The sequence below is a fragment of the Pseudomonas sp. ASL9 genome, assembly GCF_056680335.1.
The window spans coordinates 2,873,604-2,893,905 of record NZ_CM155277.1 but is presented as its reverse complement, the minus strand read 5'-3'; the positions used below and the strand labels follow the sequence as shown (position 1 = coordinate 2,893,905).

The 20,302-nt window shown below is 56.9% G+C and carries 17 protein-coding genes; 12 read left to right on the top strand and 5 right to left on the bottom strand.

The annotated features are described in order from the left end of the window. Positions 1 to 20: 20 nt before the first annotated feature. Together AC1ME2_RS13225 and AC1ME2_RS13220 are read right to left on the bottom strand one after the other, a co-directional pair. Positions 21 to 971 (bottom strand): homoserine kinase, encoded by a 951-nt coding sequence (locus AC1ME2_RS13225; protein ID WP_480441738.1) that lies wholly within the window; start codon positions 969 to 971, stop codon positions 21 to 23. Between the two features lie 37 nt (positions 972 to 1,008). Next, positions 1,009 to 1,296 (bottom strand): DUF2782 domain-containing protein, encoded by a 288-nt coding sequence (locus AC1ME2_RS13220; protein ID WP_480441736.1) that lies wholly within the window; start codon positions 1,294 to 1,296, stop codon positions 1,009 to 1,011. A 74-nt stretch (positions 1,297 to 1,370) separates the two neighbouring features. On the opposite strand from AC1ME2_RS13220, the gene polA reads away from it, so the two are divergent. Beyond that, the gene (polA, locus tag AC1ME2_RS13215) at positions 1,371 to 4,133 is read left to right on the top strand and encodes a DNA polymerase I (protein WP_480441735.1); all 2,763 of its coding nucleotides are present in this window, start codon (positions 1,371 to 1,373) and stop codon (positions 4,131 to 4,133) included. A 307-nt stretch (positions 4,134 to 4,440) separates the two neighbouring features. Here polA and yihA read toward each other — a convergent pair whose 3' ends face one another. Next, complete coding sequence (gene yihA / locus AC1ME2_RS13210; RefSeq protein ID WP_322177186.1) at positions 4,441 to 5,085, bottom strand: ribosome biogenesis GTP-binding protein YihA/YsxC; 645 nt, start codon at positions 5,083 to 5,085, stop codon at positions 4,441 to 4,443. A 190-nt stretch (positions 5,086 to 5,275) separates the two neighbouring features. Here yihA and AC1ME2_RS13205 point away from each other — a divergent pair, with 190 nt between their 5' ends. From AC1ME2_RS13205 to AC1ME2_RS13175, 7 genes are all read left to right on the top strand, one after another. Beyond that, a complete protein-coding gene (locus AC1ME2_RS13205; protein WP_480441733.1) occupies positions 5,276 to 5,578 on the top strand; it encodes a c-type cytochrome in 303 nt (100 codons plus the stop codon). A gap of 33 nt (positions 5,579 to 5,611) precedes the next feature. Beyond that, positions 5,612 to 6,238 (top strand): c-type cytochrome, encoded by a 627-nt coding sequence (locus AC1ME2_RS13200; protein ID WP_480441731.1) that lies wholly within the window; start codon positions 5,612 to 5,614, stop codon positions 6,236 to 6,238. 198 nt (positions 6,239 to 6,436) lie between these two features. Beyond that, on the top strand, positions 6,437 to 7,078 hold the full coding sequence (locus AC1ME2_RS13195) for a thiol:disulfide interchange protein DsbA/DsbL (RefSeq protein WP_480441730.1): 642 nt from the start codon (positions 6,437 to 6,439) through the stop codon (positions 7,076 to 7,078). Positions 7,079 to 7,089: 11 nt separating this feature from the next. Then, positions 7,090 to 7,968: an endonuclease/exonuclease/phosphatase family protein gene (locus AC1ME2_RS13190; RefSeq protein ID WP_480441729.1), complete on the top strand. Its 879-nt coding sequence runs from the start codon at positions 7,090 to 7,092 to the stop codon at positions 7,966 to 7,968. Next, positions 7,965 to 10,049 (top strand): GGDEF domain-containing protein, encoded by a 2,085-nt coding sequence (locus AC1ME2_RS13185; RefSeq protein WP_480441727.1) that lies wholly within the window; start codon positions 7,965 to 7,967, stop codon positions 10,047 to 10,049. The genes AC1ME2_RS13190 and AC1ME2_RS13185 overlap by 4 nt, the downstream gene beginning before the upstream one ends. 112 nt (positions 10,050 to 10,161) lie before the next feature. Next, positions 10,162 to 10,944 (top strand): N-acetylmuramoyl-L-alanine amidase, encoded by a 783-nt coding sequence (locus AC1ME2_RS13180; protein ID WP_480441726.1) that lies wholly within the window; start codon positions 10,162 to 10,164, stop codon positions 10,942 to 10,944. Between the two features lie 87 nt (positions 10,945 to 11,031). After that, positions 11,032 to 12,639 (top strand): EAL domain-containing protein, encoded by a 1,608-nt coding sequence (locus AC1ME2_RS13175; protein ID WP_480442132.1) that lies wholly within the window; start codon positions 11,032 to 11,034, stop codon positions 12,637 to 12,639. 11 nt (positions 12,640 to 12,650) lie between these two features. Here the strand turns inward: AC1ME2_RS13175 and AC1ME2_RS13170 are convergent, their stop codons facing one another. Continuing rightward, positions 12,651 to 14,438 (bottom strand): KinB sensor domain-containing domain, encoded by a 1,788-nt coding sequence (locus AC1ME2_RS13170; protein ID WP_480441724.1) that lies wholly within the window; start codon positions 14,436 to 14,438, stop codon positions 12,651 to 12,653. A gap of 10 nt (positions 14,439 to 14,448) precedes the next feature. Beyond that, positions 14,449 to 15,795: a sigma-54-dependent response regulator transcription factor AlgB gene (algB, locus tag AC1ME2_RS13165; RefSeq protein ID WP_480441723.1), complete on the bottom strand. Its 1,347-nt coding sequence runs from the start codon at positions 15,793 to 15,795 to the stop codon at positions 14,449 to 14,451. 227 nt (positions 15,796 to 16,022) lie between these two features. On the opposite strand from algB, the gene AC1ME2_RS13160 reads away from it, so the two are divergent. The 4 genes from AC1ME2_RS13160 (at position 16,023) to gltP (ending at position 19,708) form a co-directional block, all read left to right on the top strand. Further along, complete coding sequence (locus tag AC1ME2_RS13160) at positions 16,023 to 16,871, top strand: BON domain-containing protein (protein ID WP_480441721.1); 849 nt, start codon at positions 16,023 to 16,025, stop codon at positions 16,869 to 16,871. A gap of 209 nt (positions 16,872 to 17,080) precedes the next feature. Further along, the gene (locus tag AC1ME2_RS13155; RefSeq protein ID WP_480441719.1) at positions 17,081 to 17,365 is read left to right on the top strand and encodes a hypothetical protein; all 285 of its coding nucleotides are present in this window, start codon (positions 17,081 to 17,083) and stop codon (positions 17,363 to 17,365) included. A 59-nt stretch (positions 17,366 to 17,424) separates the two neighbouring features. Continuing rightward, a complete protein-coding gene (locus tag AC1ME2_RS13150; RefSeq protein WP_322177197.1) occupies positions 17,425 to 17,589 on the top strand; it encodes a DUF1328 domain-containing protein in 165 nt (54 codons plus the stop codon). A 787-nt stretch (positions 17,590 to 18,376) separates the two neighbouring features. Then, positions 18,377 to 19,708: a glutamate/aspartate:proton symporter GltP gene (gene gltP, locus AC1ME2_RS13145; RefSeq protein ID WP_480441717.1), complete on the top strand. Its 1,332-nt coding sequence runs from the start codon at positions 18,377 to 18,379 to the stop codon at positions 19,706 to 19,708. Positions 19,709 to 20,302: the final 594 nt, after the last annotated feature.

Below are 20,302 nucleotides of genomic sequence, written 5' to 3'. Positions count from 1 at the left end.
CGGTACGTCAGATATTTCGACTAAAGCGCAAACGGTAGCGGCGTCTGCACCTGTTGGCGCTGGGCCAAGCGTTGCTGAAACTCCATCGGGTCATGGATCAGCACGTCCTGCCCAGCAAAGGATTCTGCCGCGATCAGGCGCGATAGCCAGAACCGTACGCAGGCCACGCGCAGCAGGGTCGGCCACAGCTCGGCTTCGCTGGCGGTGAACGGACGCAAATGGGCGTAGGCACCGAGCAAGGCACGTGCGCGCGGCCCATCGATCTGGCCATCCTCCTGCGAACACCAGTCATTGAGCGCAATGGCCAGGTCGTAGAGCATTGGCCCGGAGCAGGCGTTGTAGAAGTCGATCAGCCCGGTCAAGTGCGTGCCTTCGAACAAGGCGTTGTCGCGAAACAGGTCTGCGTGCAGGTTGGCGCGTGGCAAGGCCATGATTCTCGGCTTGAGCCGTTCAATCTCCTCAAGTGCCGCCTGCAACAGTGCGCTTTGCGTCGCGTCCAGGTGCGACATCAACGTCGCGCCTTCGGTCAGCATCCAGTCCAGCCCTCGATCAGTCTTGCGTTCTAATACGTGCTCGCGCGTGGCCAGATGCAGATGCCCCAGCAGCTCGCCGATCTGCACGCAGTGTTGATTATTAGGTTCACTGATGTGTTTGCCTGGGAGGCGCGGTTGCAGGAGCGCCGGCTTGCCCGCCAGCTCTCGCAATGCATCGCCGTCGGTGGTGCGCAAGGCGTAAGGCACCGGCAGATTGGCGTCGTGCAGTACATCGAGCAGCTCGATGAAAAACGGCAAGTCCTGAATCGGGCCGCGTTCAACCAGGGTCAGGACGAACTCGCCTTGCTCCAGGTTGACGAAGAAATTGCTGTTTTCGCTACCGGCTGCAATCCCCTGAAAGTCATGCAGACGGCCAAGCCCATAAGGCGCGAGAAATGTTTCCAGCTCGGGCCGAGCCAGGGGGGTAAACACGGACATGGTTAAGACTGCCAGCAAATAAGGTGAATGTTAGGCGCTACCACTCGAAGATTTTCCATTCAGGAATCAGCATGTCCGGTTGGTCCGAGCGAATGAAGTTGGCTTGTGTGCCATCGGCGCGTACCAGAAAATAGGGTACGCCGCCTTTTGGTGTGATCTTGATTGCATAAAGAAACCCGTTTTGGCGGTATTCCTGAATGGTTTTGTCGCCTTCAGTACGGATGGTGACATCTGGATCCGCCGAAGGAGCGCTCTCGGCAGCGACTGCGACCAGTGGGCAGAATGCCAACAGGCTGGCCAGCAACAGGCGATTTGTTGTGCGCATGATAACCTTGTCCCTTTGTCGTCATTGGTCCTCGCATTCTAGCGCCGACCCCGTCGAAAAGGTTGATCTTGCTCATGAGCCAAGCCCCCCTCGTCCTGGTGGACGGTTCTTCTTATCTTTACCGTGCCTTTCACGCGCTACCGCCACTTGCTACCTCCAAAGGATTGCCAACGGGCGCCGTAAAGGGCGTGCTGAACATGCTCAAAAGCCTGCGTCGGCAATACCCGGAAAGCCCGTTTGCCGTGGTTTTCGACGCCAAAGGCGGCACGTTCCGCGATGAATTGTTTTCCGAATACAAAGCCAATCGTCCAAGCATGCCCGACGATCTGCGGGTGCAGGTCGATTTGCTTCACGCCTGCGTCAAGGGTCTTGGCTATCCGTTGCTCTGCGTCGAAGGCGTCGAGGCCGATGACGTGATCGGTACGCTGGCCCGCAGCAGCGCGGCTGCCGACCGCCCGGTGATTATCTCCACCGGCGACAAGGACATGGCACAACTGGTCGATGGGCACATTACCTTGGTCAATACGATGACCGGTAGTGTGCTGGATGTGCCTGGCGTGAAAGAGAAGTTTGGCGTCGGTCCTGAACACATCATCGATTATCTGGCGCTGATGGGTGACAAGGTCGACAACATACCGGGCGTTCCCGGTGTGGGCGAAAAAACCGCAGTCGGCCTGTTGGTCGGCATCGGCGGTGGTCTTGTCGAGCTGTACGCAAACCTGGACAAGGTTGCGGCGCTGCCGATTCGCGGGGCTAAAACCCTGTCGGCCAAGCTCGAAGAACACAAGGACATGGCGTTTCTTTCCTACGAGCTGGCGACGATCAAGATCGACGTGCCACTCGACGTCGAGCTGGACGCTCTGCATTGCGGCGAGCCTGATCGCGAGAAGCTGGTCGAGTTGTACACCGAACTGGAATTCAAAAGCTGGATCGAGGATTTGCAGCGCGACGCCAAGCGCGCCGGCGAGGAAATCGTTGTTGCTGAAGAACCGGTGGTCACGGAAACGCGCTACGAAACTATTCTTGAGCAGAAGCAGTTCGAGGTCTGGCTGAAGAAATTGAGCGATGCCAAGCTGTTTGCGTTTGTCACCCAAAGAGACGGCCCGGACGCGCAACGGGCCCAGTTGGTTGGTATGTCGTTTTCGGTCAAGACCAACGAAGCGGCGTATATCCCGCTGACTCACTCTTACATGGGCGTGCCGCAACAACTGGATCGAGACGCGGTGCTTAGGGCGCTTCAGCCGCTGCTTGAAGACCCTAACAAGGTCAAGGTCGGACAACACGCCAAGTTCGACATCAACATCCTCGCTAATTGCGCCATTGGCGGTGATCAAAGCCAAGGTATTACCGTGCGGGGGCTGGCATTCGACACCATGCTTGAGTCCTATGTGCTCGATTCCACGGCGACCCGACACGATATGGGCAGCTTGGCCCTCAAATACCTGGGTCATACGACCACCAGCTTGCAGGACATCGCCGGCAAGGGCATGAAGCAACTGAGCTTCGACCAGATTGCGTTGGAGCAGGCTGCGCCCTTCGCCGCTGAAGAAGCTGATGTGACCCTGCGCTTGCATGAAGCCTTGATGGAAAAGCTCGCCGTTACGCCAAGTTTGGTGTCGGTGCTCAGCGATATTGAAATGCCATTGGTGCCGGTGTTGGCGCAAATCGAACGTCAGGGTGCGTTGGTCGATGCCAAGCTGCTGGGCATTCAGAGCGTCGAACTGGGCGATAAGATGATCGCCCTGGAGCGAGAGGCGTTTGCTATCGCCGGCGAAGAGTTCAACTTGGGTTCACCCAAGCAACTCGGCGTCATTTTGTACGAAAAGCTCGGTCTGCCGATTCTCAATAAAACCGCCAAGGGCCAGGCGTCTACCGCAGAAGCCGTGTTGGCCGAGCTGGCAGAGTTGGATTACCCGCTGCCCAAAGTGCTGATGCAGTACCGCTCCATGAGCAAACTGAAGAGCACCTATACCGACCGTTTGCCGGAGCAGATCAACCCGCGTACAGGGCGTATTCATACGTCCTATCATCAGGCGGTCGCGGCCACTGGGCGCTTGTCCTCTAGTGATCCCAACCTGCAGAACATCCCGATTCGCACGGCCGAAGGGCGTCGGATCCGTCAAGCATTCGTGGCGCCCAAGGGCTACAAATTGTTGGCAGCCGACTATTCGCAGATAGAACTGAGAATCATGGCGCATCTGGCCAAGGACGAAGGTTTGCTGCATGCCTTCCGCAACGATCTGGACGTACACCGTGCGACGGCCGCCGAAGTGTTTGGCGTCGAACTTGAGGATGTCAGCACCGATATGCGCCGCAAGGCCAAGGCGATCAATTTCGGTTTGATCTACGGCATGAGCGCATTTGGTCTGGCGAAACAGATCGGTGTCGACCGCAAACAGTCGCAGGCATATATCGACCGTTATTTTGCTCGTTACCCGGGTGTGCTCGATTACATGGAGCGCACGAGGGCGCAGGCGGCCGAACAAGGCTTTGTGGAAACCCTCTTTGGTCGTCGACTGTATTTGCCGGAGATCAACGCCAAGAACCAGGCACTGCGTAAAGGCGCTGAACGTACTGCGATCAACGCGCCGATGCAGGGCTCTGCGGCCGACATCATCAAGAAGGCCATGGTGGCGGTAGACGGGTGGCTGACTGACTCCGGCGTTGATGCCCGGGTCATTCTGCAGGTACACGATGAATTGGTGCTGGAAGTGCGCGAGGACCTGGTCGAGCAGGTGCGTGAGGAGATTCGGCCCTACATGAGTGGGGTCGCGGAGCTCGATGTGCCGCTACTTGTCGAGGTAGGGGCCGGCAATAACTGGGACGAGGCTCACTAATTCGCTAAAAACACCGGTCGAGGCTGCGACTTAAGGTCGCAGTCAGGCGGGCGTTGATTTCGATTTTCGTTCCTGCTTCCTAACTTATTCCCGGACGGAGACGTCCTTATCGCAAACAGCTTTAAACGCCCCGGAACTAAATCAGTAAATTGCCAGTCAGAGATTGGGAATGGGTGTGAAGCCCTTCGATGCTCCTAATGTTGTGTTAAGTGTTGGCAGATATCTAAACCCCGCCCTAGTGGTTTAGAACTTGAACCCCGAACTTCCCCTCCCCATACGAAGTCCGGGGTTTTTTTTGCCTGTGATTTTACGTTGCAGACGGCTCGGCACCCTTGTCTGCCAGCTCCATCCAGCCCGCCAAAACAGTGTAGGCGTCTTCCAGGCCCATGCGTTTTGGGGCCGAAAAAAGCTGGATGCTCACCGCATTGCCCCAACCTTTATGAATCTCGGCCTGCACTTTGAGCAGGGCGTTTTTTGCTGCGCCATAGGTCAGCTTGTCGGCTTTGGTCAGCAGGATATGCATGGGCATGTGGCTGGCGACGGACCAATCGAGCATTAACAGGTCGAAATCTGTCATTGGATGACGGATATCCATCATCAAAATTAAGCCTTTCAGGCTTTCGCGGCTGCCCAAATAGGCTTCCAGGTGACGCTGCCAGTGCAATTTAAGCGGGATTGGCACCTTGGCGTAGCCATAACCGGGCAAGTCCACCAGGCGACGATGATCATCGAGACTAAAGAAGTTCAGCAGTTGGGTACGCCCAGGTGTCTTCGATGTGCGCGCCAGGCTGGCGTGAGTAAGGGTGTTCAACGCGCTCGACTTACCCGCATTGGAACGCCCGGCGAAGGCGACTTCAAAGCCTTCGTCGTCGGGACATTGATCGACTTTGGCTGCGCTGAGCATGAAAGTTGCCTGTTGGCACAGGCCGAGGATGGGGTTCTTGAGTTGCATGGGATTTCCGATGAGGGCGGTGCCGGCAGGAGCGCGGCAAGCAGTGTCGTTTCCGTTTCAGTAGCGCCAGTATATAATGCCGCAGATTTTGTGTGCGCTTTGTCCCATCGTAGGATGAAGTTCACGGGAACGAGTGGTTTGAATTGCGCACTAGAACGCAGCACGTTCCCAACCCTGAAAAGGTCGTTTTATGAAGAAATGGCTGCTAGCTGCCGGTGTCTTGATGCCGTTTTTCAGCGCTCAGGCTACACAGGATCCGGAAGCTATGTACAACCGTGCTTGTGTGGCTTGTCATGCCGGTCAATTGCCAATGGCGCCGAAGTTGGGCGACCGGGCAGCTTGGGCGCCGAGACTGTCGCAAGGTATGGAGACGCTGGTGCAACACGTCACCCAGGGTTTCAAGGCAATGCCGCCGCGTGGATTGTGCATGGACTGCAGTAGCGAGGATTACCGCTCAATCATCCAGTGGATGAGTAGTAACCCCGATACATAACTCTTTCACCCTTAGCCGTAGTTGGATTAGCTGATGAACAAATTACTCGTGAGTCTGCTGTTGACCTTGGGCATATCTGGTATGGCCCAGGCCGCCGGTGCTGTTACCGGTGTTGTTGGCGACGCTGCTGCCGGTCAGGCAAAAGCGGCTGTGTGTGGCGCTTGTCATGGCCCGGACGGCAATAGTATGGCACCTAACTTTCCGAAATTGGCGGGTCAGGGGCAACGCTATCTGCTCAAGCAAATGCATGACATCAAGGATGGTAGACGCACGGTCCTGGAAATGACCGGTCTGCTGACCAACCTGCAAGATCAGGACCTGGCGGACATCGCCGCTTACTTCTCCAGCCAGAAAGGCAGCGTTGGTGCTGCTGATCCTAAATTGGTTGCGGCAGGTGAAGCGTTGTTCCGTGGCGGCAAACTGGATCAGGGCATGCCTGCCTGCACCGGTTGCCATTCACCCAATGGCGCAGGTAACCCGGCTGCCGGCTTCCCGCACCTGGGTGGCCAGAACGCTACTTATGTGACAAAACAGCTGACTGCTTTCCGTGAAGGTGACCGCACCAACGACGGTGATACCGTGGTGATGCGTACTATCGCTTCGAAGCTGAGCAACAAGGACATCGCGGCACTGTCGTCCTACATTCAAGGTCTGCATTGATAGTGCTCTGATCGTTTAGCGAATGACTTACATCTTTCGCAACGATTTTCGGGCTTCCCTGCACGGATGCAGGCTTAAAAAGGGTGGCTCAGGCCACCCTTTTTAATGGCTGCCAGCGTTACACTAGCAAACTCAAGCCTGCCCGCCCGGTCGAACACTGGTCGCGCCAAGGCGACTTTATTTGCCCAGGAGTAAAGCATGCGTAATCTGATTCTCAGCGCCGCTCTCGTTACCGCCAGCCTGTTCGGGATGACCGCCCACGCTGCCGAGCCGATCGAAGCCGGTAAACAGTATGTCGAGCTGAGCAGCGCCGTCCCTATTTCCGAACCTGGCAAGATCGAAGTAGTTGAGATGTTCTGGTACGGCTGCCCCCACTGCTATGCCTTTGAACCGACCCTCACCCCATGGGTAGAAAAACTGCCTGCCGATGTGCATTTCGTGCGCATTCCTGCCATGTTTGGCGGCCCGTGGGATGCTCACGGTCAACTGTTTTTGACGCTGCAAGCCATGGGTGTTGAAAACAAGGTTCACGCTGCCGTGTTCAATGCCATCCAGAAAGAACACAAAAAGCTGACCGACCCAGAAGAAATGGCTGAATTCGTTGCGACTCAAGGCGTTGACAAGGACAAGTTCCTGGCGACGTTTAACTCCTTCGCGATCAAAGGCCAAATCGCTACAGCCAAAGATCTGGCCAAGAAATACGGGATTTCTGGCGTTCCGACCATGATCGTCAATGGCAAATATCGCTTTGACCTGGGTTCTGCTGGCGGTCCTGAGCAAACGTTGCAAGTGGCTGACCAGTTGATTGCCAAAGAACGCGCTTCTGTCGTTGCCAAGTAAGCGGCCCCGCCATGCGACGCTGGGGAACAGAGCGCGTCGTTGTCCGGCCTGACGCGCAGGTCAACGAAGACCACCTGCAAGCAAGCGGTTTGCCGGTTGATGGCCGGCTGCGCTTGCTCAGCTTCAATATTCAGGTCGGCATCAGTACCGAGCGTTATCGGCACTACCTGACGCGCGGTTGGCAGCATTTGCTGCCGCACACCGGACGAGCTGGCAATCTGCAGAAGATTGGCGATCTGCTGGGTGACTTTGATCTGGTCGCCTTGCAGGAAGCCGATGGCGGCAGCCTGCGGTCGGGCTATATCAATCAAGTCGAACACCTTGCCCAGCTAGGGGCTTTCCCGTACTGGTATCAGCAACTCAATCGTAACCTCGGGCGTTTTGGCCAGCACAGCAACGGTGTACTCAGCCGTTTGCGGCCTTGGGCGATAGAAGATCACCCATTGCCCGGTCCTGCCGGGCGCGGGGCCATTCTGGTTCGTTTTGGCGAAGGACCCGAGGCGCTGGTCGTGGTGATGATGCACCTGGCATTGGGCGCACGCGCACGCACCCGGCAGTTGGCCTACATTCGCGATCTGATCAGTGATTATCGCCATCAGGTGTTGATGGGCGACATGAACACCCATGCCGTCGACTTGCTGGAAAACTCACCGCTGCGCGATTTGGGCCTGTTGGCGCCGCAGATCGAAGCGACGTTTCCCAGTTGGCGCCCTCAGCGCTGTCTTGATCATATTTTGCTCAGCCCCAGTCTGACGTTGGTGCGGGTAGAGGTCCTGGCCCAACCTATTTCGGATCATCTGCCCGTTGCCGTGGAGATTCGCTTGCCTGCCTCGTTATGTGGGGATTCTCTGCCCGTCCCCAGCCAGCGTCCTTGCGGTAACCTTACATGAGCGAAGAAGCAGAGCGCTGGAAAGAAAAGTACCTGAAAAGTATCGAGCGACAGGAAGAGCTTGAACATCGCTGGGACGCTCGACTCGACCTGCTGCGTCGTGGCTTGGTACGTAGCAGTCTGGCGGCGGAAGGCAGTGATCGCGCCGTCGATCAGTGCATGAAAGAAATGCGTGAAGTCGTCCGTAGTGATGACATGGATGTGGCCCTCGCGGCACTTCTCCCCCGGCTGGAAAAAGCCGTACTCGATTCCGAGCAACGCCATGAAACCCGTGTGGGGCAGATGGGTACGGCCTTGAACTCGTTGGTCAGCCAGTTGCAGAGCCTGCCCTTGCCTCGAGACGTGAGCCGTCCGCTCAAGCGTTTTGCCAAGCAATTGGACGCACGCGTTTCTCAGGCGCGTGAGCTGCCACTCTTGCTCGCCGAGTTGAGCGGGTTGCAGGGCAAAGCGCTGACCCTTCTGGAAAACTCTGAAGAAACAATCTCTCGCCCAGGGCTCTTGCAGCGGCTGTTTGGTGGTCGTGAGGCTGCCAATATCGGAACGGAACCGCTGCTCGAAGCGGCTGAAGCGGTATTGACGCCCGTCGAGGCGTTGGTGTCGCCGGTCGAAACGCGCACTGAAAGCGCAGTGGTCCCTGCGCAACCCCCAGCGGCGCAGGTTACCTCTCCCGCGTCCGTGGTGCCCGCAGCTGTTGTGCCTGTTGTGCCTGTTGAGGCCCAGACAGAAGATACGCCTGCGGCGGTGCATGGGCCGGTGCCCGCGCCTGGAATCGACATCCCGCTCGTGGCGCCTTCCGCAGCCCTTGAGGTCCTGACGCCAGCTGAGGCGCCTGTTGTCGCAGAGGTTGAGGTTGCGTCCGTTATCGAAGCGTCACTGGCCACACCAGAGCTGATTGAACAACAGCCAGTAGGTCAGCCAGAGGCAATCGGTACCCAGGCACTGGTCGTCGATCCGATGGTTGAGGAGGCGGCGCAGCTTGATCAAGAGAGCGTCGAGCAAGACATTGCCTATGACTTGCCCGCCACTCCAGAGCCAACCTACAGCTCTGTGGCGACGCATATCGAAGAAACGCTGCTGGGCCTGCTTGACGACCTGACCTTGCCAGAGCGTCACCAGCCTCAAGCACAGTCGATGCGGGAGCGCTTGGCCAATGGCTTGAACTGGTACGAGCTGCTGCCGCTTCTCGATGACTTGGCCGTGCTGATGTTGGCGATCACCGACAGCGGTCAGCATGAGTTCGAGGTGTACCTCAAGCAACTCAATGAACGACTTGAGTCATTTCAGAGCAGCCTGCAGGCCGCCAGTGAAGGCCAGGCTGATAGCCGCTCTGTTGCGCGCGATATGCAAAGTGAGCTGCGTGAACAGGTCGATGGCTTGCAAAGCAGCGTGCAGGACGCTGCCGACCTGAGCAGCCTCAAGCAAGTCCTGGAAAATCGTCTGGAAGGCCTGCAGGGCACTATGGACCACCATCAACAGCAACGTGACGAGCGTGAGCAGGAAGTGGCTGCGCGGCTGCAAGGCCTGGCAAACCGGGTCGCGACCATGGAGCAAGAGGCCCAGGGCTTTCGCGTGCACCTCGAGGAGCAGCGACAGAAGGCCTTGGTCGATCCGCTTACCGGTCTGCCTAATCGTGCGGCCTGGAGCGAACGACTGGAGCAGGAGGTCGGCCTTTGGCAAAAGAACGGGGATGAACTGCTGCTGGGAATGCTTGATCTCGATTACTTCAAAAGAATCAATGACAACTACGGCCACCTGGCGGGCGACAAGGTGCTGAAGATCATCGCCACTCAACTGCGCAAGCGTCTGCGCCCGAGCGATTTTATTGCCCGTTTTGGAGGTGAAGAGTTTGTTCTGTTGATCTCCCACACCTCCATGGCTGAAGGTCTGGCCTTGATGGAAAGATTGCGCAGGGCCATCGAAGCCTGTCCGTTTCACTTTAAAGGCGAGCCAGTGACCGTCACTGTGTCCATGGGTATTGCTGCTTTTGGGCCGGGTGAGCGTAGCGAGTTTGTGTTGGAAAGAGCGGACCAGGCGCTGTACCGCGCCAAAGACAAAGGCAGAAACCGTATAGAACAAGGCTGACAGACTGCTGCTGATGGGTGAGTAGATGTTGCAAAACTCAGCTTTACTGAAGCGCCTCTCCAGCATTACGTTATGCTATTGCATTACTTGCCTATGTGTACGCTGATCCTCCATGAAATTGCTCATCTCGCTGGTACTGCTGACTCTCCTGACTGCTTGCAGCAGCAGCATCCCAAAGCTCGACACCAGCCACCCCTCAGCCAACCATGACAGTCGGGTCCAGTTCGTCATCGTGCACTACACCAATGCGTCGTTGGAGCGCTCTCTGGCGCTTTTGACCCATGGCGACGTCAGCAGTCATTACCTGATCGGCGATCAGCAGCGCCCCACGGTCTACAAACTGGTCGATGAAAATCTTCGCGCCTGGCACGCCGGTGAAAGCGAGTGGCAGGGCCGAACCTGGCTCAACTCCAGCTCCATCGGAATCGAAATCGTTAACCCCGGTTTTCGCGATACGCCCACTGGCAGGCTTTGGTACCCTTATACCGAGGGCCAGGTACAGGCGTTGATCGTATTGCTCAAGGACATCGTCAAACGCAATAACATCGATCCTCGACACATCATTGGTCACAGCGACATCGCGCCTCTGCGCAAGCTCGATCCGGGCCCCTTGTTTCCATGGAAGCGTCTGGCGGACGAAGGGCTGGGTCTCTGGCCAGATGCCCAAGCGGTGGCTCAGCGCCAGTCGCTGATGATGGATAATCTGCCGAGCGTCACCTGGTTTCAGCAGCAGCTGACTCAGTTGGGTTACGGGACACCACAGACAGGTGAACTTGATGTCGCCACACGCCATGTGTTGGCTGCATTCCAGATGCATTATCGACCGGAGCGTTTCGACGGCCAGCCAGATCTACAGAGTGCAGCTATCCTGCAAGTGCTCAACCATCAAAACTAAATACGTTCGCCTCGTCTGATAAGGCAGGCGATTTTCTGAGTTGTTGCTATACCTCAGTGGTATTCATTTGGATAGATATTGATGTCCATGACTGCTGCACGCAATGTGCTCTATCGTCCCTGGCTGCTGGCGTTACTGGCGGCATTACTCAGTGCTGCCTTGTTATTATGTGGCAGCTTTGGTTTGGCCATGCATCAAGCCAGGCAGGGTGAAAGTGAGCAAATGAATGCTCAGGGCGAGCGTTTTCTGGCGCGACTGGAGCAATTGTTCGGCCAATTGCGCGAAGGTCTCGATCAACTGGAAGCCCAGCCGTTACGCAGCTGTGGCCCGGAGATGGAGGCGCTGCTGCGGCAGGTCAGTCTAAGCTACCGATTTATTTATGAGGCGTCCTTTGTCGGCGGCTCGCAGCCGTGTTCGAGTTGGGCGCGGCAAAACCTGGGTGATCACCCACGCGCTCCGGATATTCGTGGGCCGACCTATGACTATTGGCTCAACACCTCTGCCCAGCCAGATGACAACCTGGCTGCGCTGATGCTGGGGCGGGGCGATTTCCGGGTGTCGACCTCGCGGGGACATCTGACCGATGTGGTTGATTTGCCCGCTGGTGGCAGTCTTCTGGTGGTATTGGATAACGGCACCAGGGCCGTACCGGTGTTGGGGCCTGCGCAGATATGGCCGCCGACACCTGACTGGTCTCCCGCGACTGTCCAGACACTGGTCACCACCCCTACTCAGCGTATTTACCGGATGCCCACGCAGAGCCCCGAATACCAGCTTGTTCTTATTACGCCGCGCGCAGGCTTACAACAGCAAATGTATGGTGCCTGGTGGTTGCTGATCCCGGCCAGTTTTCTGGTGGCGTTATGCATCGGTGGGCTGGTATTGCAATTGGTGCGTCAGCGCCAGTCGTTGGGCGGAGAGCTTCAGGGCGCATTGCGTCGGGGCGAGTTGCAGGTGTTGTACCAGCCAATATTCGACCTCAACAGCCGCCGATGTGTCGGTGCTGAAGCCTTGGTGCGCTGGCTTCGGCCGGACGGCAGTTTGACCAGTCCTGATCTGTTCATTCCGCTGGCGGAGAACACCGGACAGATTCGGCAGATCACCGACTTCGTCCTTCAGCGGCTTTTGGAGCAATTGGGCCAGTTATTGCGGGCCAATCCGCAGTTGTATATTTCGGTGAACCTGGCTGCATGTGATGTCATGGAGTCACGTATCGGCCGGGTGACCGCCAAATTGCTGGCTCTGCATCGGGTGGCCGCGCGACAGATTGCGTTCGAGGTGACCGAGCGCGGCTTGATCGATGTCGTGGTGGCGCGCAATCATCTGCAAGCCTTGCGCGATGTCGGCCATCAGGTATTGATCGACGATTTTGGCACCGGTTATTGCAGCCTTGCGTATCTGCAAACACTGCCTGTGGATTGCCTGAAAATCGACAAGGCGTTCATCGACGCGCTGGGTCACGATGCGGCAAGCAGCGGCGTGGCGCCGCACATTATCCGTATGGCTCATGCTCTGCAGTTACGCGTGATTGCCGAGGGGATCGAGCTTGAAGCGCAGGCACTGCTGCTCAGTAGTGAAGGCGTGAACTATGGCCAGGGTTGGCTGTTTGCGCGGCCATTGAGCGCCGCCAAGCTTACCGAACTGGTCACTGGCGGTCGGCGAATGCTCTCCCGCCGCAACGATGATGAGGCCTGAAGCGCCAGCCTCTAGATTGGTAACGCCATGTAGAACTGGGTGCCCTGCCCCGGTCGCGAATAGACGCCCATCCGGCCACCGTGCAATTGCACGATTTCTTTGCACAGTGCGAGGCCCAGCCCCGCCCCGCCTTTCTTGCGCCCGACCTGAACGAAGGGTTCGAAGATCCGCCCTTGTTGCCCATAAGCGATGCCTTCACCGTTGTCTTCGACGCTGACGATGACACGCTCACCGTGGCGCCGGGCCTCCAGGCGAATCAGCCCGTTCTGCGGGGTATGGCGCAGGGCGTTATCCAATAGGTTATCCAGCACGCGCTCAAGCTGCGCATGGTCGGCGTGCAGGAGCGGCAGCAGTTCCTGGATCTCTACCAGCAAGACAATGTTCTGCTCATCGGCTTTTACGACGAAGCGCTGGCGCGTTTGCTTGAGTAGATCCTCAATGGCGCAGGGGGCGAGGCTGAGTTTTTGCAGACCATTTTGGTAGCGCGAGAAGTTCAGCAGGTCGTTGATCAGCTGCATCAAACGCTGCATTTCTTCGTTGACGGTATTGAGCAAGTCGGCTTCACGCGAATCCACGGCAAAGTGCACGCGTTCTTGAAGCAGGCCGAACGCCATGTGCATGCCGGTCACGGGGGTCCGCAATTCGTGCGAGGCACGCAGCACGAACTCGCTACGTACTCGCTCGAACGTGCGTTGTTCGGTCACGTCGTGCAACACCATCACTGCGCCAAGGATATGGCCCTTGGTGTGGCTGACGGGGGTCAAGCTGTAGGTCAGCAGCCGTGATTCGCCATCGACCTCAACAGCCAAGTCTTCGGGTGCTCGGTCCAGGGTGCCGCCGCGCAGCGTCAGGTACAGCTGTTCATCCAGCTCAGGGCGCTGCAAGGCCTCGCCCAGCCCTTGGCCAAGCCGATCCTCGTCCCAGCCTAGCTGGCGCTGGGCCACCGGATTGAGATGCTCCAGACGCCCTTGCCGGTCAATCATCAACAACCCGTCATCGATGCTGTCGAGCACCGCTTGCAGGCGTTGTTGGCCAGCGAGCAGCTCATCAACATTTGTCGCCTGATGCTGACGCAAGGCTTCGGCCATGATCCCGAAGCGTCGAGTCAGCAGATTCATTTCCGCCGCCGAAGAAATGGGCAGCGTGACCTCGAAATTGCCTTGGCCGATATTGTCGGCGGCTTTGGCCAGCGCTTCGATGGGTGCGCCGAAGCGCCGAGCGATGCCATGTGCCGTAATGAAACCAATACACAGGACGGCAAGCCCCACTAACCCCAGCAGAGCAGCGACCCAAAGCGCTCTGTCGCGGGCCTTGTTCTGCGTTTGATTGATGTTTTCAAGCGCTTGTTTGTGGGCGTCGATCAGTCCGTTGCGCAGGACGTTGAAACTGTCAGTCAGCGCGACATTGTCTCGCTTCTCGATGGGCTGACTGAGTGATTGCTCGACGACCTGAACAAAACGCTGATAATCGATGCGCGCCTTGGTAAAGCCGTTTTGCCCCGTGTTTTGCGCATCGTTTTCGACACCTTGGGTCAACAGATCTTGAAATTGTTGCTGCGCTTGCCGGGTGTCGGCTTGGTTGGGCTGTCCTTTGAGCAGCATGGCCAGTTGATCGCCAAGGTTCTGACGCAACTTCAGGTCCAGGTCGAGGGTGATGAAGTTGTGCTGGATCAGCGACTCCTGATTTTTTGCCAACTCCACCACACTGACGAGCCCGAGTAGCAGCCCCAGCAGCGCGACCGTGATCAATGCCGAAATGCTCAGGAACAACCGGGTACGCAACTTCATGGTCAGCTTCATGAATTGAGATTCATAGATTGTATTGTTTGCGTTTGCGGTACAGCGTCGAGGCATCGATGCCCAAGGTTTTAGCGGCCTGATCAAGCGTGTCGCTGGTGGCCAGAACGGCGCCGATGTGCGCTTTCTCCAGCTCATCCAGACTCAGCGCAGCACCGACACGCGGCGCATTGTTGGTCTGCTGTTCGGCCATCCCCAGATGACTAATCTCTACACGGTCCTGAGGGCAAATGATGCTGGCCCGTTCGATCACGTTACGCAGCTCCCGAATGTTGCCCGGCCAACGATAATTCAGCAGGGCCGCTCGCGCGTCGTCGCTGAAGCCGCGTGCGGGGCGGGCATATTCCTTGACGAAGCGCGCAAGAAACTGGTCCGCGAGGGTGAGAATATCTTCGCTACGCTCACGCAGCGGCGGCAAATGCAGGGTAATGACGTTCAAGCGATACAGCAGGTCCTCGCGAAAACGGCCCTCGCGCACCATGTCTTCAAGGTTGAGGTTGGTCGCCGCCAGAATTCGCACATCGGCTCGACGCGTGACGGGATCGCCGATGCGCTCGTATTCCTTGTCCTGGATGAAGCGCAGCAGTTTAGGTTGCAGCGTGAGAGGGAAATCGCCGATCTCGTCGAGGAACAGGGTGCCGCCATCGGCTTGATTGACCCGGCCCAACGTGCTTTCGCTGGCCCCGGTAAATGCGCCTCGGCTATGACCGAACAACTCGCTTTCCATCAGTTCAGCGGTCAGTGAGGGGCAGTTGATGGTGACGCAGGATTTCCTCGCACGTTTGCTCCAGCCGTGAATTGCACGCGCCAGTTCGCCCTTGCCGGTGCCGGACTCACCGAGAATCAGGATGTTCGCATCCGTATTGGCGACCTGACGCGCAGTCTCCAATACCGCCATCATCGACGGGCTGTGAGAGTCCAGGCCTTCCTTGCGCTTGCGCACTTGGCCTTCCAGCACTTCGAGCCGCGCGGACAGCTGGCGGATTTCAAGCTGCTTGGCCGCCGCCAGTCGCAATTGATCCGGGCTGCAAGGTTTTACCAGATAGTCGGCAGCGCCAGCCTGAATCGCATCAACGGCGGTATCAATGGCTGAGTGCGCCGTGACGATCACCACGCGCATCCATGGCGCCTGGATACGCATTTGCGCGAGTACCTCCAAGCCATTGTCTTCACCCAGACGCAGGTCCAGAAAGCACAGGTCGAACACTTGGCGCTGCAGCAACGCGTCTGCCTGGGCTGCGCTGTTGGCGGTGGAGACGGTGTAGCCCTCATCTTCCAGGCAATAACGGAAGGTGCGAAGGATCGCGGATTCGTCATCCACTAAGAGAATACGGCCTTGATGCTCACTGGCTATGTCCATCTTCCTACGCTCCTTTCTGAATTATCTTGGTTAGTCCCGGAAAAATCGGGCAAGTTGCATGGTCAATTCTGGTTCATTCGGCGCTCTGCATGGTAGTTATCTACTGATTAAGTGCTTATCTAACTGATTTATATGTGTTTTATCTTCTGAAATCGGCTGGCACGGGGCTTGCGATATTCTTTCGATTGTCGTCACAAACCCCCTGCGCAGGATTGATGGAGAATCGTATGCACCCGCTGAAGAAAATGGCCCTGGCCACCGCTACCGTGGCAGTGCTGGGCTTGAGCCCCTTGCTGGCACAAGCAGCCCAGGAAGATCTGGCCAGTCAACTGACTCAAGCCCGGCAGGAAGGTTCTATCTGGACTGCTTTTGCGCTTAACCGACATTTGAGCCCGTTCAAGATCGACGTTAACGTCCAGAAAGGCACCGCTGTGCTCAAGGGTAAAGTCGAAAATCAGGTTGATCGTGAGTTGGCTGAGCAGATAGCGCTCGACACCAACGGCATCGACAAGGTCGATAACCAGTTGGAGGTGGACCCGAACGTCGCCGCTGAACCCGGGACCAAAGCCAGGATCGCCCAGCGTTTCGAAGACGCAACACTCACCGCGACGGTGAAATCCAAGCTGCTATGGAACAGCGTGACCGAAGCGCTGGATATTCAGGTGGATAGCAAAGCAGGGGTCGTCACGCTTAAAGGCAAGGCGCAAAGCGCGCAGGCCAAGGAATTGGCAGGAAGCCTGGCGAGTAATACCGATGGCGTGACAGAGGTTAATAACCTGATCAGCCTGAGCGCCAGTGATCCGTCGGCGCCAAAGGTTCAGCCCGGCGCCACTAACGCTGGCGAAGTGATCAGCGATCTGTGGATCACCAGCAAGGTCAAATCCAGTTTGATCTATAGCCGCAACCTCGACGGCTTGAACATCAAAGTCGATACCAAAGACGGCATGGTCAGCCTGAACGGTGTCGTCGCCAATTACGCCGAAAAACAACTGGCGGTTGAAATAGCGCGAAATATTCGTGGTGTACGCGGCGTCGATGCGGATGCGTTGAAAGTCATCACTCGCACGGCGGGTTAGTCCCATCGTGCAGAACGCACGATGCCAATAGGCTCGTCGTGCAGGATGCTCGTAGCCAAGCGTGCTATTTTTTATTAACTCATTGATTTAAATAATATTTTTATAGGTTAAGAAGCTGGCATGCAGGCTGCAATAGGTTAAGTAACAAAGGCTCAGCAGTGAGCTTGCCCAATAAGACCGAGCAACCACCCAGGTGGAGGAGTTTCAGGATGAACAGCCCGCGTATCCCTCAATTGCGTATTTCGCCTTTGCATATACAGCAGGGTTTGTTTGCCAGCCTGGTACTGCTCGTCACCTTGATTGTCGGGCAACAATTTGGGCGCTGGGACAGTAGCCACCAAGGCGACTCTCAGACCACGCAGCAGTTCATCGCCAGCAACGCCTACACCACTGTGAGCGCACCGGTATCGAAAGACGCCGCCCGGGGCTTGCGACCGGTTGAAGATACGGCACCTGTAGGTGAACGACGTCATCCACGAGGTTGGGTGTTCTAGGACGATTGTTCTGGGATGTTAAATAAAACGTAAGAAAATCGAAGGTAAGGAGAATCATCATGTTGAGTTGGGCAATCACATTCCTGATCATTGCCATTGTCGCAGCCGTATTGGGCTTCGGTGGTATCGCCGGCACTGCCACAGGCATCGCGAAGATTCTCTTCATCGTATTCCTGGTGCTTTTCGTAGCCTCGTTCTTCTTCGGCCGTCGTGGTCGGGGTTGAAAGTTTTCCGCGCACTGCTATACATCTTTATAGCTGCCGTGTTGTTAAGCGGCAGCGCTTGAAAGGGCACGTTAAAACAGATCCAACGTAGTATCGAGAGTCAGTCACTCGGTGCTGGTTAGAGGCTGAAGCTGATGAAGCTCCGCCTCTGGATGATTGCGCTACCCGAAGATGGCAAGCGCATGAGCATGACCAAGGGGTCGGGATGCTTTGATTGTAGGTGGATCGGAGCGACCTAGGGATACAGTGAGTATTCCCATTAAGCTGGGCCGGGTCAGGAAGAAGCTGCAACGCAAGTCCGTGTTTTTTATTCGGAAATGCAACCGTCGGACTTGCGAAGCGCTAAATTATTCGACCACCGATCTAGAATTTTCCACCAAGGAATGCCCCCGCTTTCGATTATGAAACGCCCTCTGATGTGTTCGCGTCCCCGCTTAAATCCCTGAATCACTTTTCGCTACAGGCGGCGTTTTAGCCAGTCTCGCGCCGAAAAGCGGTGTTGTCCCCTCCTGCATAATTGCCCCGTGTCGGTCTGAAACCTGTGTTTCATTTTATGTCCATCATGCCGATTCGGCATGAGGTAGGCGTTTACGGCATTAGACGTCTGGTCTTCGCGGCGGAATAGTTGCGCCCTTTTTCGCCTACTGAAGAGCTGGGACGCCCAACTGCGGCAACCTTCTACTGGACAGCCCTCAAGCCATCTTTGCCCTCGATGCGGCCTTCAAAAAAAGCCAAGTCAAATGCCTTGATGGGGGATGACCAGGCCACTTGATATAAGGGTAACAATATGAAGAAGGCAAAACTAAGCCTCGCCTGGCAGATCCTCATCGGTTTGGTTCTGGGGATTGCAATCGGAGCACTGCTCAACCATTTCAGCGCAGAAAAGGCCTGGTGGATCAGCAACGTTCTACAACCGGCGGGCGACATCTTTATCCGCCTGATCAAGATGATCGTGATCCCGATTGTGGTGTCTTCACTGATTGTCGGTATCGCCGGTGTCGGCGATGCTAAAAAACTGGGACGCATCGGCCTCAAAACCATCCTCTATTTCGAAGTCGTCACCACCATTGCCATTCTGGTCGGTCTGGTGTTGGCCAATGTGTTCCATCCGGGCACGGGCATCGACATGAGTACCCTGGGCACCGTTGATATCTCTAAGTATCAGCAGACGGCCTCCGAGGTGCAGCACGAGCATGCGTTCATTGAGACCATCCTTAACCTGATCCCGTCAAACATCTTCGCCGCCATCGCGCGCGGTGACATGCTGCCGATCATCTTCTTCTCGGTACTGTTCGGCCTCGGGCTGTCCAGTCTGCAAGCGGACCTGCGTGAGCCGCTGGTGAAGATGTTTCAGGGCGTCTCGGAAAGCATGTTCAAAGTCACCCACATGATCATGGGCTATGCCCCGATTGGTGTCTTTGCGCTGATCGCGGTGACGGTCGCCAACTTCGGCTTCGCGTCCCTGCTGCCACTGGCCAAACTGGTGATCCTGGTTTACTTCGCCATCGCCTTTTTTGCCTTCGTGGTGCTGGGCCTGATTGCCCGCCTGTTTGGTTTCTCGGTGATCAAGCTGATGCGCATCTTTAAGGATGAGCTGGTGCTGGCCTATTCCACCGCGAGCTCCGAGACCGTGTTGCCGCGGGTGATCGAGAAGATGGAAGCCTACGGCGCACCTAAGGCTATTTGCAGCTTCGTGGTGCCGACCGGTTACTCGTTCAACCTTGACGGCTCGACCCTGTATCAGAGCATTGCGGCGCTCTTCATTGCCCAGCTTTATGGCATCGACCTGTCGATCGGGCAGCAATTGATGCTGGTCTTGACCCTGATGGTCACGTCCAAAGGTATTGCGGGCGTGCCGGGCGTGTCTTTCGTGGTGTTGCTGGCAACGCTGGGCAGCGTCGGCATCCCGCTGGAAGGCCTGGCCTTCATCGCCGGTGTTGACCGGATCATGGACATGGCTCGGACAGCGCTTAACGTGATTGGCAATGCCTTGGCAGTCTTGGTGATCTCGCGCTGGGAAGGCATGTACGACGATGCGAAGGGCGAGCGCTACTGGAATTCCCTTCCGCACTGGCGCAGCAAAGAGCCGCTGCCAGCGGGTGAAGCCGTCATTGACTGATCGCTGACGCGCCGTACTGACAAACCCCGGATTTCCGGGGTTTTGTTTTTTTGGAGCATCCCCCGGCTGATCACCGCCTTCGGCAGCTCTTTCTATCAAGCGGATGTTAAAAACAATATGTTGGCGCTGGGCTTCGTGTGAATATCCGGCATGTGTGGTTGCTGGGCTTATGGTTTCGCTTTTACAGCGAGGAACCTTTTACAAACGCCGGAATGCCGGACCACAAAAAGGTACCCGAAAACGCTTGCCCCTCCATACGGATCCTCGCCTAGGCTCGGACTTCCCTCGCTCCGGCGTTGCTCCGGGGGTCGCCGCAAGGGGCCATCCATGGCCCCGTGCGGCTAACTCGGCGTCCTGCCTCGTTACCCCCTGCGCAACGCCTGCGCTCGGCCTTCTGGAAAAGGGGCCTTGCCGTAATTCGAGAGTCAATTCACTTAAAAACAAAAGGTAAATCAAGACCCCGGTGGGAGCGAATTTATTCGCGAAGGCGTCTTATCTGACACACCACCACCGATCACGACACGCAAATCGCAATCCAGTTTGCTGCGAGACAGCGCGGCCCCTTCTACCGTTATGCGGCCAGCCCCATTTGTT

Bases quoted from the DNA above. Each gene is read 5' to 3' on its own strand.
- AC1ME2_RS13225 (WP_480441738.1), bottom strand. From the start codon at position 971: ATGTCCGTGTTTACCCCCCTGGCTCGGCCCGAGCTGGAAACATTTCTC.
- AC1ME2_RS13220 (WP_480441736.1), bottom strand. From the start codon at position 1,296: ATGCGCACAACAAATCGCCTGTTGCTGGCCAGCCTGTTGGCATTCTGC.
- polA (WP_480441735.1), top strand. From the start codon at position 1,371: ATGAGCCAAGCCCCCCTCGTCCTGGTGGACGGTTCTTCTTATCTTTAC.
- yihA (WP_322177186.1), bottom strand. From the start codon at position 5,085: ATGCAACTCAAGAACCCCATCCTCGGCCTGTGCCAACAGGCAACTTTC.
- AC1ME2_RS13205 (WP_480441733.1), top strand. From the start codon at position 5,276: ATGAAGAAATGGCTGCTAGCTGCCGGTGTCTTGATGCCGTTTTTCAGC.
- AC1ME2_RS13200 (WP_480441731.1), top strand. From the start codon at position 5,612: ATGAACAAATTACTCGTGAGTCTGCTGTTGACCTTGGGCATATCTGGT.
- AC1ME2_RS13195 (WP_480441730.1), top strand. From the start codon at position 6,437: ATGCGTAATCTGATTCTCAGCGCCGCTCTCGTTACCGCCAGCCTGTTC.
- AC1ME2_RS13190 (WP_480441729.1), top strand. From the start codon at position 7,090: ATGCGACGCTGGGGAACAGAGCGCGTCGTTGTCCGGCCTGACGCGCAG.
- AC1ME2_RS13185 (WP_480441727.1), top strand. From the start codon at position 7,965: ATGAGCGAAGAAGCAGAGCGCTGGAAAGAAAAGTACCTGAAAAGTATC.
- AC1ME2_RS13180 (WP_480441726.1), top strand. From the start codon at position 10,162: ATGAAATTGCTCATCTCGCTGGTACTGCTGACTCTCCTGACTGCTTGC.
- AC1ME2_RS13175 (WP_480442132.1), top strand. From the start codon at position 11,032: ATGACTGCTGCACGCAATGTGCTCTATCGTCCCTGGCTGCTGGCGTTA.
- AC1ME2_RS13170 (WP_480441724.1), bottom strand. From the start codon at position 14,438: ATGAAGCTGACCATGAAGTTGCGTACCCGGTTGTTCCTGAGCATTTCG.
- algB (WP_480441723.1), bottom strand. From the start codon at position 15,795: ATGGACATAGCCAGTGAGCATCAAGGCCGTATTCTCTTAGTGGATGAC.
- AC1ME2_RS13160 (WP_480441721.1), top strand. From the start codon at position 16,023: ATGCACCCGCTGAAGAAAATGGCCCTGGCCACCGCTACCGTGGCAGTG.
- AC1ME2_RS13155 (WP_480441719.1), top strand. From the start codon at position 17,081: ATGAACAGCCCGCGTATCCCTCAATTGCGTATTTCGCCTTTGCATATA.
- AC1ME2_RS13150 (WP_322177197.1), top strand. From the start codon at position 17,425: ATGTTGAGTTGGGCAATCACATTCCTGATCATTGCCATTGTCGCAGCC.
- gltP (WP_480441717.1), top strand. From the start codon at position 18,377: ATGAAGAAGGCAAAACTAAGCCTCGCCTGGCAGATCCTCATCGGTTTG.